Below are 12,950 nucleotides of genomic sequence, written 5' to 3' on the forward strand. Positions count from 1 at the left end.
TCTCTTAATGATCTTTCTAACACCTCGTCAGTGCCAGAAGCTGGACTTCGATATACTTAACAACTCAGCAATCTGCTTCGTTCGTTTCCGTCTATCTCGTCGGTATGTGCTCATTATAGGGCAATTTCTTACACGTGCAAGCGCTTTTAACGCACAGGAATCACGAGTGTTTTATTTTTATGCACCAAATTGGTTCAATTCCATACAATTCATTACATAAGTACATATTTTTAAAACAGAAATATAAATTAAATATTTCTGTTTTATTCTGTACCTAGTTTTTCACGACTGGTGCTTTAATCGTCACACTGGTGATTTTTACAGGGTTCACCGGCACATTTTGATGCATTCCATAGTTTCGGGTCGGTACTTTAGCAATCTGATCGACGATATCCATACCTTTAGTGACCTTACCAAAGACCGCATAGCCGGCATTTCTGGCAGAACGATCCAAGAAATCATTATCAACCAGGTTCACAAAGAATTGTGCTCGGGCAGAATCCGGCTGATTGGTACGCGCCATGGCTAAAGTACCGCGTTTATTTTGCAGACCATTCGATGATTCGTTTTTAATGGGTGCTTTGGTATTGGCTTTTTCCTGCATGTTCACATCAAAGCCACCGCCCTGCACCATAAAGCCTGGAATGACGCGGTGAAAGATCGTGTCCTTATAGAAGTTACTCTTTACATAGCTTTCAAAGTTCTTTGCCGAGATTGGCGCTTTGTCATTGAAGAGTTCAATTTCAATATTTCCTGATGAAGTCTTCATCTCAATAATCGTATTTGCAGCAAAGCTTGGTAGACTGAGCGCAGCAAGTGCGATCACACATAATGATTTCTTTAACATTTATTAACTCATCTACTTAGAAGTAATGGTTGTGAATGACTATATATTAATCTTTTATAACTCATAATGCAGTGATCTGCCGACTAAAGACAAGAGAATAAGAATGAAGCATGCATTATTACAGGAGCAAAATATCCACCAGTTTCCACCTTGGCGTTTGCAGGGTGAAGGTTTTATTCTGAATTATTGGCTGACCCCCAGCTTTATTGAGCAAGCGAAACAGTTCCGGATCGCACCATCTCCGCTGGGGCGGATGGTCCAAGTCTTATTGGTGCGTTATCATTCTTCGCCGATTGGCCCTTATGATGAGTTACTGATTCTGGATCATCCTTTAATTAGTAAACGGCACCTCAGCTCGATTCCTAAAATTTATGTGTCTACCCATGAGTCTGTGGTACACGGTCAGCATTTATGGGGCATTCCCAAAGAACATGCGCAATTTGAATGGCAGGAAAAGGATCAGGAAGTGCTGTGTCAGATTCAGCATCAAAACCAGCATATGACAATTCGGCTGAAGAAAACCAAATCTGCACGCCAGTTCTACATTAATAGTCATCATATTCCAGCATCTATGCTGAAGATTCAGCAAGCCTGGAAAGGTCAGCGTTTTCAGTTTAGTCCACAGTTCCGTGGTCATCTCTCCAAACTCTCGCAAGTAGAATGGCAAGATATCGACAATATATTTCCAGACTTTTCCAAAGCCAAATTGCTGCAAAGCTTTTATGTTCCCAAATTCAATCTGATCTTTCCTGAAGCGCAGATCAGCAGCAAAGTATAAGAATTGATAAAAACCTATCTATAAAAAAAGGTGTTTCATGAGAAACACCTTTTTGTATGCACATTTTGGATTTAACTATGTTTATCCCAAAATTTGCGAAAATCCTTGCTGATCTCGATTACATATTTTTTAGCACGGCGGGAAATCGGGGTTAAATTGATAAAACCATGGGCCTGATCGATATAGTCATGATAATAAACACTTACCCCATTTTGACGTAATTTATGTGCATAAATAGAACCTTCATCATGCAAAACATCATGTTGTGCGGTAATCACATAAGCAGGCGGCAAGTTTTTCAATTGACCATAGGTGGGAGAAACTAATGGATCATCCAGTTCAATCTGGTGGGTTTGGGCATACATCAAGGTCACCAGATCAATATCCTGATCTGACAATACCAAGCCATCTTTATAAGCATAAAAAGAGGGATGACGGCTTTTAAAATCAACCGCCGGATAAAGCAAGAGCTGGGCACGTGCTGCATAAGATTTGCCTACACTACGCTGCGCCACCACTGCTGCCAGATTTCCACCTGCACTGTCTCCCGCCACCGCAATCCGGTTTTTATACACTTTCAGCTGTTTACTATGCTGATGTGCCCAGGCCAGGGCATCTTCACAGACCTGTACCATTTGCAAGGGACTAAATTCCGGTGTCAGCGGATAAGCCACACTCAGCACCTGTACTTTGGCATGCACTGCCAGAAGGCGACAGAACTCATCATGGCTGTCCAGACCACCCACCATAAATGCACCGCCATGATAAAAAATCACCATAGGCAACTTCTTTTGCGGTGCAGGATGATAATGCCGGGCAAAGATGCTGCCACTTTGCAAAGGCAGACGCAGCTCTTCTACCATTTTCACAGCAGTCGGTCTGGCCTGAATTGTTTTCATGCGCGCATCAAATGCCACCCGTGCCTGTGCGACATCTTCACTCAGAAAGCTGCCATGCCCCTGTTTAAGCTGAATCGCCATCAGGCATTTGACCATGGGGTCTAAATTAGGATAGTGATGAGGATAGTCCAAAGCCTTAACCAATGCGTCTTGTGCAATACCAGGTAAGCGATCCAGCATACGCGCTGCTGTGCCTTGCCCTTTTTCGATTACACTTTTCAGTACTGGATGATTCACAGTCATTATTTTTAGTCCTTATTCTCTTAATTCTTCATAGTTTCTACACGATTAGCGTTTCAGTGACCATATTCTTATATAAGTCTTAATATCTACGTACATATAGTTTTATCCAATACGTTAACCTGATTTATAAAAGATGTCATTGACCATTTAAATGGTATTTTTGACGTAGTTTTGCGAGCTTCAGTATATTTTTTATTTCAAGTTGGGAGAATGCCTATGGCTGGCAAAATTATAGCTCTGTCTCTGGCGACTGCATTTTTGGCTGTAGGCTGTGTTGCTTTCCCTGAAGATGGTGGCTACTACGATGGCCGTTATGATCAGCGTTCTGATCGCCGCTATGAACAGGATCGTCGTTATGATCGGCAACGCTGGGAATATGAACAGCAACGTAAACGTATTGAACTGGATCGACGTAAACAGGAAGTGCAGCGTCGTAACTGGGAACAGGACCGTAAAAGACAGTTAGAACAGGACCGACGTAAAAGCCAGCTGGAACGACAACGCCAGGAACAGCAGCGTAAAAACATGATGAGCCAACGGCAAAAACAGGCTGAAACAGAACGTAATAAACGCCGCCTGGAGCAGGATCGTAAACGGATCACCGATCAGCGTGTCAGAAAAGCCCAGCAAAACCGTTCATCTAACCCACGCTGGAGCGATAATCGACGTCAACAGCAACAGCAGCGTCCACGCGATCGCCGTGATTAATACTTTGATTTCACTCTTTGTTAAAAAAGCCTGTAGCAGGCTTTTTTAATGGAAAATTTTATCTCAAGCTGATTGGATAAAAGCAGTATTTTTGCATGAAGGCCGGACTAAGCCGCCAAGCCATCATTTTTATCTTGATCAAAGCAAGAATGCTCAATTTTAGCAAAAAAAAAGGCCTATCTTAGAGAAAAAGATAAGCCACGAAAACACATTTCAAAATAAGAAGAAACTACAGCGATAGAATCTGGAATAAATATTAATCAAAAGTTCATCTATTGAGAAATACTTTATTGCTTAGATATTAATCGCTTTTATGTCTAATAAATAATCAGGCAAAAAAAAGCCGAGTCTTGGGGGAACTCAGCTTGAAAAAAGTAACTTGAAATAAGGCAACAGCAACCGAGTTCGGCTCTCTCCTCTGAACAAGGTCGCTGTCTATGTCAGTATCATGCAATTTTTTTACCAATATTTAAAACAGATTAAAATTATTAAATTTATTCAAAAATACGATTATCAATTTTTTATATTTATTTTCAAATAATTCATGTTTTATTTTAAAGCCCAGACTGTCTATTCAGCGACGTATACAGTAATGATTAGATGGCTCCTTGATCATTTACTTCAATTTATCTCCGCCTATATCGCGGTAAAAGCCTGCCATCTGCTCGCTGTTTTATTCAGAATTTTGTATAAATCTTAAATTTAATCTTGACTGACGCTTGAATTTTTACACCCTGCCCCGATTTCTTTAGGTAATCAAGAACTTCAACCATGGCAGTTCAGCATTAACGCAGTGAATACTGAGGCCTGAGGACTGTACATGTTTAAGAACCCATTTAAACGGAGTAAATCAATGGCGACTGAGCAAAACGAGCAAGCTCAAAAATTTGAGCAAGAGCAAGCGGAACAAGATACAGCGCAAACTCAAGCTGAAACCGAGCAGGCTGAAGTTTCCGTTGAGTCTTTACAAGAGCAGATTGCGCAGCTTGAAGGTGACTTAAAGTTAGAAAAAGCACGTACGGCCAATGCAGTCTACGAAGCACAAAAAAGTGTGGAGCGTATTCAGCGTGAATCTGAAAAGCATAAAGATACCGTTTTAGAAAAGTTCTCTAAAGAACTTTTAGAAACCGTCGACAATCTCGAGCGCGCCATTGTTGCCGCAGGTGAAGAGAAAACTCCACTGCTGGAAGGCGTTGAACTGACACTTAAATCTTTATTGAATACCTTAGAGAAATTTGGAGTCGTGGTGGTAGACACCAGTAACGGCTTTAATGCTGATCTGCATCAGGCAGTTGGGATTGATCCAAATGCCAAAGCCAATGAAATTGGCACTGTTTTGCAAAAAGGCTACACGCTGAATAACCGCCTGTTGCGTCCGGCGATGGTCATGGTTGGCGCTTAAGCCAAATAAATTCGGGAGTTTGTGAAATTTTTTCAACAATTTTACTTGAAAAAAATCGAACGGCTCTCATATCGGATAACAAGTAAATCCCTTTTAATTTCCCTTTGATAAAGGGAAAAGTTTGGGAATAAAAAAATTTTTGAGGAAACATCCAAATGGCTAAAATCATTGGTATTGACTTAGGTACTACAAACTCATGTGTTGCAGTACTTGAAGGCGACAAAGTTAAAGTAATCGAAAACGCTGAAGGCGCGCGTACAACGCCATCAATTATTGCCTATAAAGATGGCGAAATTCTGGTAGGTCAATCGGCAAAGCGTCAAGCGGTAACGAATCCGAAAAATACCTTGTTCGCGATCAAACGTTTGATCGGTCGTCGTTATGAAGACCAAGCGGTACAAAAAGATATCGGTCTGGTACCGTACAAAATCATCAAAGCTGACAACGGTGATGCTTGGGTTGATGTCAACGACAAGAAACTTGCGCCACAGCAAATCTCTGCTGAAATCTTGAAAAAGATGAAAAAAACAGCGGAAGATTACCTGGGTGAAACAGTAACTGAAGCGGTCATTACCGTTCCTGCTTACTTCAACGATGCCCAGCGTCAAGCAACGAAAGATGCAGGTAAAATTGCAGGTTTAGAAGTGAAACGTATCATCAACGAACCAACGGCTGCTGCACTTGCGTTCGGTATGGACAAGAAAGAAGGTGACCGTAAAATCGCGGTTTATGACTTGGGTGGTGGTACATTCGACGTTTCAATCATTGAAATTGCGGATCTTGATGGCGACCAGCAAATCGAAGTATTGTCTACTAACGGTGATACATTCCTGGGTGGTGAAGACTTCGATAACGCATTGATCGAATTCCTGGTTGAAGAGTTCAAGAAAGAACAAAACTTCAACTTGAAACAAGATCCGCTTGCGCTGCAACGTTTAAAAGAAGCTGCTGAAAAAGCGAAGATCGAGCTTTCTTCTTCGAATGCAACTGAAATCAACCTGCCATACATCACTGCTGATGCGACTGGTCCTAAACACTTGGTGATCAACGTAACACGTGCGAAACTTGAAGGTTTGGTTGCTGACTTGGTTGCGCGTACCATTGAGCCATGTAAGATTGCACTTAAAGATGCTGGTCTTTCGACTTCAGACATCTCTGACGTGATTTTGGTGGGTGGTCAATCACGTATGCCAATGGTTCAACAGAAGGTTCAAGAATTCTTCGGTAAAGAGCCACGTAAAGACGTAAACCCTGATGAAGCAGTCGCAATGGGTGCTGCGATTCAAGGTGCGGTACTTTCAGGTGACAAAACTGACGTACTTCTACTTGACGTTACTCCGCTGACACTTGGTATCGAAACCATGGGTGGCGTGTTAACAGCAATCATCGAGAAAAACACCACGATTCCTGCGAAGAAATCTCAAGTGTTCTCGACTGCTGCTGACAACCAGCCTGCTGTAGACATTTCTGTGTTCCAGGGTGAACGTAAAATGGCACAGCAAAACAAATTGTTGGGTAACTTCCAATTGGGCGATATCCCACCTGCGCCACGTGGTGTGCCACAAATTGAAGTGTCTTTCGATATCAACGCTGATGGTATCTTGAAAGTATCTGCAAAAGACAAGAGCACGGGTAAAGAGCAATCGATCCAGATTAAAGCAAACTCAGGTTTGTCTGATGCTGAAATCGAAGCAATGATCCGTGATGCTGAAGCGAATGCTGAAGAAGATCGCAAATTCGAAGAATTAGCGAAAGCACGTAACGAAGCGGATGCGTTAGTTTCTTCTGCTCAAAAAGCAGTGAAAGATTTGGGCGAGCAAGTGACTGCAGACGAAAAAACTGCAATTGAAACTGCGGTTTCTGAGCTTGAAGCATCAACTAAAGAAAATGATGTTGAAGAAATCAAAGCGAAAACTGAAGCGCTTCAAAACATCATCATGCCGATCACTCAGCGTGCCTATGAAGCAGCTCAAGGCCAAGGCGGTGCGCAAGGGTTTGATCCGAACGCATTCGGTGGTGACGCTGGTCAACAACAGCAAAAAGCGGACGACGGCGTTGTAGATGCTGAGTTCACTGAAGTAAAAGATGACAAAAAATAATTTGTCGCTTTAACTGAAAAACCGCGCAATAGCGCGGTTTTTTTATGTCCAAATTTTAAAGCATGAAGGTAAAATGACTAAAAATGGATCGTATGTTCAAGTAAAGCTGTTTAAGCTAAATCCAGCATGAAACGACCATCAACCCTGAAAATTCTGATTTTGCGGCCTTTCAGCAATGGGTTAAAGCCATGTTATTGCTACAGGAACGCCACGCTTGTCGACTGTATGCCAAATCCGGCCGGGGTATGGAGCTGGAAGCGCAAGTTGGCTGACGCACGGGCTGGATCGAAACACCACAGGCTGACATCGTGGCCTTTTCCCTGAATATGCAGATGCACAGTCATATGGATCCGGCGATTCGCCTGGACATTTTACAGCAAACCTTGGCCGAATTAGGACTTTATCCAAAAGCTGAGCAGGAAGGCAAATAAGCATGGGAAATGCCTTAAAATTAAGCTATATTTTTTAAAAATAAGCATCTCAATAGCAATATGCGCCTTCTATTTTGTCTGGTCATCGTTGGGTTAATCCTGTCTACCTCTATGCATATGCAGACCAAAGCTCATCCACAACTGCGCTACAACTCGCTTGCAGACCGGCTCAGTCATCCTTTTGACACACGTTTACGCTTTAAGGTCGATCAGGTAGATGCAGGCTTTGGGCTGAGTAAAGAGCAAGTGATTCAACTGAGCAAAGAAGCCGTCGAGATCTGGCATCAGGGCACCCATCGCGATGATCTGCTGCTCTATGATGAAAATGCCCAGCTGAGTATTCATCTGATCTATGATCAACGGCAACAGGAATATAATGCCTTAAAGAAAGTCGAAAAACAGTTGCTGGCAGATGATGCCCAGTATCAACGTCAGGTCAAAAATCTGGAAGCATCTTATCAACATCTGGAAAGTCAACAACAACGCTTGATCCAGCAAAGAGATCAGATTAATTATGAATTTCAGAAGCTACAGCAACGACGGCATCAGCCAAATTTATCTGCCTATGAGCACGAACAATTAGAATATGAATTTCAGGCTTTACAGCGCAAATCGGAAAATTTTAAACGGGAAGCCGAGTATCTTCAGCGACAGCAAAGTTCTTTTAACCTGAATGTTTCGCTGCATCAACATAGTCTTGAAAATCATCAACAGAATATCATTCAGGCCCAGCAACGTTTTCCTGCCCGTGAATTTCATAAAGGGGTATTTATGGGTCATCAGATTCATGTATATCAGTTTGATGCAGAAGATGATCTGCGTCTGACACTGGCTCATGAACTGGGGCATGCTTTGGGCCTGTATCATCATGATGATCCAGAGGCGCTGATGTATCCGGTACTGGGAAAACAGAATTTACAACACTTTCAGTTGCGACCTGCCGACAAGACTTTGCTGTATCACCGTTAAGTGATCAGCCTGAATTCCTTAATTAATTTAAGTGTATAAGTGTTATAAAAAACACTCTATTCGGATTTCATGTTATTGTGAACGGCTACATTGTTCAGGCCATCTTTGGAGATTCATGTGAGTTACTACCATATTTTAATTGAAGTAAATGACCACATTAGTACGATTGATGAAACGCGTGATATCGAGATCTTTGATATTGAGGATATTCAGCCACATCTTCATGCGATTTTATTGCCTTATTTCAATGAACAGCTGATTGAACTGGACGATGAGAATCTGGAATATAAAGATATTTTACATCTGGAAATCAAACAGACCCTCTTGCCGATCAATGACCTGATCGAAGAAGAGCAGCGCCTGTTGCCAAGTGATACCGATATTACCATTAGCGCTTATGAGATTTTTAATAATCGTGAGCTGAGTCAGGATGTCACATCAGTAATTTTTGACCTCTTGGAAGCGGTAAAACTGGAAAATTAAGTTTTCTTCAGATATAAAAAAGTCCTCATCAAGAGGACTTTTTTATTGTACGTGTTTAGATCGAGAATGAAGATCCACAACCACAAGTGGTGGTCGCATTCGGGTTTTGCACCACAAAGCGTGAACCTTCCAGACCTTCCAAATAATCTACAACTGAACCGACCAGATATTGATAGCTGAGTGAATCGACCAGTACTTTCACATCGCCGTTGGCAAATTCTGCATCATCTTCATTCTGACTTTCGGCAAAGTTAAAGCCATAAGAGAAACCTGAACAGCCGCCACCGGTAACATACACACGGAGCATTAAGTCTTGGTTACCTTCACTGTCACGCAACTGGCGTACTTTATTTGCGGCATTGTCGGTGAGCACAAGCGCTTGGGCATTCATGGCGGATTCCTCTGTTGAATGGAATGTCTTTAAAAAGAAAAGACCATATCGAAGTATAACACACTCAATATATGGTCAGTCTCTACAGATTAAAAGTCAAATCAGAGTAATTTTATCAGGATTATTTGTAGTTCTCATCCTGTAAGGCACATTCGAAGTTTTGCGGGTTCTGCTTACAACGGAATTGCCACAGCAGTTTCATCATGCGTTTATCATATACGCCGCGTTTGGTCAGGTCGATTCTGGAATCGCGCATCATTTTCTGATAGCCCGGTTTATCTGCAGCCGGAATATCCATCCAGTATTTTGCAGGAATATCGGCTTTCATTTTGCCCAGAATACCAAAAGCGCGCGGCAACTGGCTTCTCACCCATTCACGTGATTTTTGACCATAACCCGCCGGGAATTTATCGGGACGGATAATGATATTACCGGTCACTTGCAACACCGGATAATTCACAATCGCACCTTTTGTACCTAAGCCTTTGTGTAATTCTAGGGGTTTAAATACCGCAGCGGGTGCGCCAATGATATCAACCTGACCATTGTTAAACTTGGCGCCAAAGTTGGTGACATCGGCACTAACGGCTTGAGCACCAACCTGCTGCACCATGATTTTTTGTGCTTCATCATAGTCGAGTACCGCAATTTTTTTACCTGCAGCTTTGGCCACGGTATTAATACTACGGTCATTGACCAACAGAAAAGCATCACCGACAGGAATCACCCCCACCACTTCATATTTGCCATTGAGCATATGTTTGGCAAAAGTCGGACTCGCCAGACCCTGCATCACTTTAACGGCCAGATTCAGATCTGGAATCGCCCCGATGGCATCGAGTGAGCCGGTAAAACTGTTGAACTGACGCCCGCGCATTCCAGTAACACTAATCCCGTCACATTTTCCGGCTTTAAAATCTTCTGCAACCACGGCTTCATTGGTATTCACTCTAAGCTCGATATCAGCGCCCCAGTTTTTCGCTGCCAGCTGATAATCTTTCATGACGCTATACACATCGCCATTTTTGCCCACCAGATCAAATACGCACATCACCTGTTTGGCCTGTACCAGACCTGAAACAGTAAATGTCGCTGCGGCCAATGCCAGTATTTTCCATCTTCTTTGCATCATCCTAATGTCCTTATACCTTGTTTTTGTTATTGCGATTTCAGCCGCATCTAATTGTTTTTATATTAATCATAAGAAATCAATCTTTAGATCAAGCTTAAGCTATTTAATCAGCTGTACAATGGCTGAGCTGCCTCAGTTCAACCACAAAAAAAGCTTAGACTCAGCTAAGCTTTTTCTTTAAAAATCAAATTACTCACCCGGAAGTGAACACTCAAAATTGGCTTTGTCGACAGAACAGCGCGCGCGTTTTAACACTGACATCATGCCAGCATCATATATTCCGCGTTTGGTCATGTCCATACGGCCATCACGTAACATTTTCTGATACTTGGTTCTATCTTCCACGCTCAGATTCATTTTATATTTCGACGGAATTCCGGCTTCCAGACGGCCGATCATGGCCATACTTTTTGGCAGGTTTTTGATAAACCAGTCACGCGATTTTTGCCCAAAACCTGCCGGGAATTTTTCCGGGCGAATGACAAAATCAGACGTCACATGCAGCACCGGGAAATTAAACATCGCGCCGTTATTGCTGAGGCCTTTATAAATCTCTAGCGGTTTATAAGCATAGGCTGGTGCCCCCACCATATCCACCTGACCATTGTTAAATTTGGCCACAAAATTGGATACATCGGAAATCACGGCCTGTGCACCAACACGCTGCACCATAATTTTCTGGGCATCGTCATAGCCCAATACCGCGAATTTTTTACCTGCGGCTTTTTCGATCGAGTTAATATTTTTGTCACGGACAAAGATGAACGCCGAACCAAGTGGTGCAATCCCGGCAATTTCGTATTTTTTACCACCCAGATTAGTCACCATTTTGCTGGCATTGCGTTTGTCCAGCGCAAAACTAATGGCACGCTGTGCAATTGCATTGCTCGGTGCACCGCCCAGTGCATCGATAGAACCGGCAAATTTATTGTATTGACGGGCGCGCATGGCAGTCATAAATACACCATCACATTTTCCGGCTTTAAAATCATTGTCGGCAACAGCTTCATCCTGGCGGGCAATCAGATTGATTTCTGCGCCCCAGCCTTTTGCAGCCAGTGCCCATTCTTGCGCCATCTGGAAAGACTCACCCGATTTACCCAGTAAGTCAAACACGCAGATATCGACTTTTTCTGCATGCACTGCATTGGCAAAACCAAATGTAGAAAGTGCAGCCAATGATAAGAGTGCTTTTTTCATTGTATTATCCTTTGGAATCTTGTTATTCGCTGAGTGGCCGTACACGGAACAAATATTAAGCAAGTTTAATTAAAAAAAATAGAGCATTTACTCCATTTAAAACCCGTGTTTTGGCCTATAAAGATAAATCAGCGTATGTTCTAAATATTATTTTATAAAATATTTTTAAATATCAATTTCTTAATATTTAATAGAAGTTTCGTATCATTACATTTAATCCGTGAGAGTTACAAAGATATACATCATTTGAATTTTATTCGCCACTAATTGAACACTCAAAATTGGTTCTTTCGACGGTACAGCGGGCACGCTTCAATACCGTCATCATGCCGGGATCATAAATCCCCTGCCGGGTTAAATCGATGCGGCCTTCGCGCAGAATCTTCTGATAGGCAATGCGATCTTCACGGCTTAAGTTCAGCTTATATTTATTGGGAATTTCCGCTTCCATACGTTTCACCATGGCAAAACTGCGCGGCAACTGTTTCACAAACCAGTCTCTGGATTGTACTGCGAAAGAGTCAGGAAATTTATCCTGCCGGATGATCAGGTCGGCAGTGACATTGATTACTGGAAAATTAATCATGGCGCCTTTATTGCCCAGACCTTTTTCTAATTCGAGTGGTTTAAAGGCATAAGCCGGTGCAGCCACAATATCGACTTCGCCCTGATTAAATTTACGGATAAAATTGGAAATTTCCGACATTACCGGCACGGCTTCAATCCGGTTGACCATAATTTTCTGGGCATAGTCATAATGCAGCACGGCAAATTTCTTGCCTTTTACCTGTTCCAGTTTATTCAGCTCGCGATCACGGACAAAAATATAAGCCGGGCCAATCTGCCCGATCCCAGCCACTTCAAATTTTTCTTTGCCAATCTGGGTGATCAGGCGCTTGCTGTTGCGTTTGTCCAGTACATAACTAATGGCTTTCATGGCAATGTCATTATTTGGCACACCACCAATCGCATCAATGGAACCGGCGAATTTGTTATAGGCACGGGCCCGCATGGAGGTCATATAGAAGCCATCGCATTTTCCGGCCTTGGCATCCTGATCCACTTTGGCTTCGTCCTGATAGGCAGTCAATTGAACATCAGTATTCCAAGCTTTTGCAGCTAAAGCCCATTCCTCCATTAATTTAAAAGATTCGCCAGACTTGCCCAGCAAATCAAAAACACAGACATTTACTTTGGCATGACTTGAAGTCGATGCCAGTAGACCCAGTGCAGATAAAACTAAAAATCCCTTTTTCATTTTTATTTTACTCTATCGTATTTTTTGCTCGATCAGCTTCTACTATAAACAACTGTTAATGCTGAAAATAGAGCTTATACTCAACTTATGCGTCCATAATATATAAATTC

Annotated in this window: 12 protein-coding genes and 1 pseudogene; 7 read left to right on the forward strand and 6 right to left on the reverse strand. The window is 42.4% G+C overall.

Annotated elements, in window-relative coordinates; all coding sequences use genetic code 11:
* Positions 1-274 precede the first annotated feature (274 nt).
* Positions 275-847, reverse strand: coding sequence for a peptidylprolyl isomerase (locus KT990_RS08910; RefSeq protein ID WP_100355787.1), 573 nt, complete (start codon positions 845-847; stop codon positions 275-277).
* Between the two features lie 103 nt (positions 848-950).
* Between KT990_RS08910 and KT990_RS08915 the strand changes: the two genes are divergently transcribed.
* Positions 951-1,625, forward strand: coding sequence for an acetoacetate decarboxylase family protein (locus KT990_RS08915; protein WP_100355786.1), 675 nt, complete (start codon positions 951-953; stop codon positions 1,623-1,625).
* A 71-nt stretch (positions 1,626-1,696) separates the two neighbouring features.
* Here the strand turns inward: KT990_RS08915 and KT990_RS08920 are convergent, their stop codons facing one another.
* Positions 1,697-2,767 carry an alpha/beta hydrolase gene (locus KT990_RS08920; protein WP_218208669.1) on the reverse strand — a complete coding sequence of 357 codons (1,071 nt, stop codon included), beginning with the start codon at positions 2,765-2,767 and terminating at the stop codon, positions 1,697-1,699.
* A gap of 216 nt (positions 2,768-2,983) precedes the next feature.
* On the opposite strand from KT990_RS08920, the gene KT990_RS08925 reads away from it, so the two are divergent.
* The 6 genes and pseudogenes from KT990_RS08925 to KT990_RS08950 all read left to right on the forward strand — a co-directional run bounded on the left by KT990_RS08925 (position 2,984) and on the right by KT990_RS08950 (position 8,859).
* Positions 2,984-3,475, forward strand: a complete 492-nt coding sequence (locus tag KT990_RS08925) for a hypothetical protein (RefSeq protein WP_218208670.1) — start codon at positions 2,984-2,986, stop codon at positions 3,473-3,475.
* 853 nt (positions 3,476-4,328) lie between these two features.
* Entirely contained in the window at positions 4,329-4,877 is a 549-nt protein-coding gene (gene grpE, locus KT990_RS08930; protein ID WP_005173545.1) for a nucleotide exchange factor GrpE, read from the forward strand.
* A 155-nt stretch (positions 4,878-5,032) separates the two neighbouring features.
* Complete coding sequence (gene dnaK / locus KT990_RS08935; RefSeq protein WP_074383783.1) at positions 5,033-6,976, forward strand: molecular chaperone DnaK; 1,944 nt, start codon at positions 5,033-5,035, stop codon at positions 6,974-6,976.
* 170 nt (positions 6,977-7,146) lie between these two features.
* Positions 7,147-7,407 (forward strand): annotated as a pseudogene (locus KT990_RS08940) (OXA-134 family carbapenem-hydrolyzing class D beta-lactamase); the annotation flags it as partial.
* A 60-nt stretch (positions 7,408-7,467) separates the two neighbouring features.
* The gene (locus tag KT990_RS08945; protein WP_218208671.1) at positions 7,468-8,376 is read left to right on the forward strand and encodes a matrixin family metalloprotease; all 909 of its coding nucleotides are present in this window, start codon (positions 7,468-7,470) and stop codon (positions 8,374-8,376) included.
* Positions 8,377-8,481: 105 nt separating this feature from the next.
* A complete protein-coding gene (locus tag KT990_RS08950) occupies positions 8,482-8,859 on the forward strand; it encodes a hypothetical protein (RefSeq protein ID WP_167381287.1) in 378 nt (125 codons plus the stop codon).
* Between the two features lie 55 nt (positions 8,860-8,914).
* On the opposite strand, the gene erpA is transcribed toward KT990_RS08950, so the two are convergent.
* The 4 genes from erpA to KT990_RS08970 all read right to left on the reverse strand — a co-directional run bounded on the left by erpA (position 8,915) and on the right by KT990_RS08970 (position 12,840).
* Positions 8,915-9,250: an iron-sulfur cluster insertion protein ErpA gene (erpA, locus tag KT990_RS08955; RefSeq protein ID WP_004281944.1), complete on the reverse strand. Its 336-nt coding sequence runs from the start codon at positions 9,248-9,250 to the stop codon at positions 8,915-8,917.
* Between the two features lie 121 nt (positions 9,251-9,371).
* On the reverse strand, positions 9,372-10,379 hold the full coding sequence (locus KT990_RS08960; RefSeq protein WP_074384156.1) for a putative solute-binding protein: 1,008 nt from the start codon (positions 10,377-10,379) through the stop codon (positions 9,372-9,374).
* 192 nt (positions 10,380-10,571) lie between these two features.
* A complete protein-coding gene (locus tag KT990_RS08965) occupies positions 10,572-11,582 on the reverse strand; it encodes a putative solute-binding protein (protein WP_100329867.1) in 1,011 nt (336 codons plus the stop codon).
* A gap of 253 nt (positions 11,583-11,835) precedes the next feature.
* Complete coding sequence (locus KT990_RS08970; RefSeq protein WP_100535514.1) at positions 11,836-12,840, reverse strand: putative solute-binding protein; 1,005 nt, start codon at positions 12,838-12,840, stop codon at positions 11,836-11,838.
* Positions 12,841-12,950 lie beyond the last annotated feature (110 nt).

This window comes from Acinetobacter sp. F9 (assembly GCF_019195275.1).
Taxonomy (GTDB): domain Bacteria; phylum Pseudomonadota; class Gammaproteobacteria; order Pseudomonadales; family Moraxellaceae; genus Acinetobacter; species Acinetobacter pseudolwoffii.

Coding starts and splice junctions, on each gene's coding strand:
- KT990_RS08910 (WP_100355787.1), bottom strand. CDS start 847: ATGTTAAAGAAATCATTATGTGTGATCGCACTTGCTGCGCTCAGTCTA.
- KT990_RS08915 (WP_100355786.1), top strand. CDS start 951: ATGAAGCATGCATTATTACAGGAGCAAAATATCCACCAGTTTCCACCT.
- KT990_RS08920 (WP_218208669.1), bottom strand. CDS start 2,767: ATGACTGTGAATCATCCAGTACTGAAAAGTGTAATCGAAAAAGGGCAA.
- KT990_RS08925 (WP_218208670.1), top strand. CDS start 2,984: ATGGCTGGCAAAATTATAGCTCTGTCTCTGGCGACTGCATTTTTGGCT.
- grpE (WP_005173545.1), top strand. CDS start 4,329: ATGGCGACTGAGCAAAACGAGCAAGCTCAAAAATTTGAGCAAGAGCAA.
- dnaK (WP_074383783.1), top strand. CDS start 5,033: ATGGCTAAAATCATTGGTATTGACTTAGGTACTACAAACTCATGTGTT.
- KT990_RS08945 (WP_218208671.1), top strand. CDS start 7,468: ATGCGCCTTCTATTTTGTCTGGTCATCGTTGGGTTAATCCTGTCTACC.
- erpA (WP_004281944.1), bottom strand. CDS start 9,250: ATGAATGCCCAAGCGCTTGTGCTCACCGACAATGCCGCAAATAAAGTA.
- KT990_RS08960 (WP_074384156.1), bottom strand. CDS start 10,379: ATGCAAAGAAGATGGAAAATACTGGCATTGGCCGCAGCGACATTTACT.
- KT990_RS08965 (WP_100329867.1), bottom strand. CDS start 11,582: ATGAAAAAAGCACTCTTATCATTGGCTGCACTTTCTACATTTGGTTTT.
- KT990_RS08970 (WP_100535514.1), bottom strand. CDS start 12,840: ATGAAAAAGGGATTTTTAGTTTTATCTGCACTGGGTCTACTGGCATCG.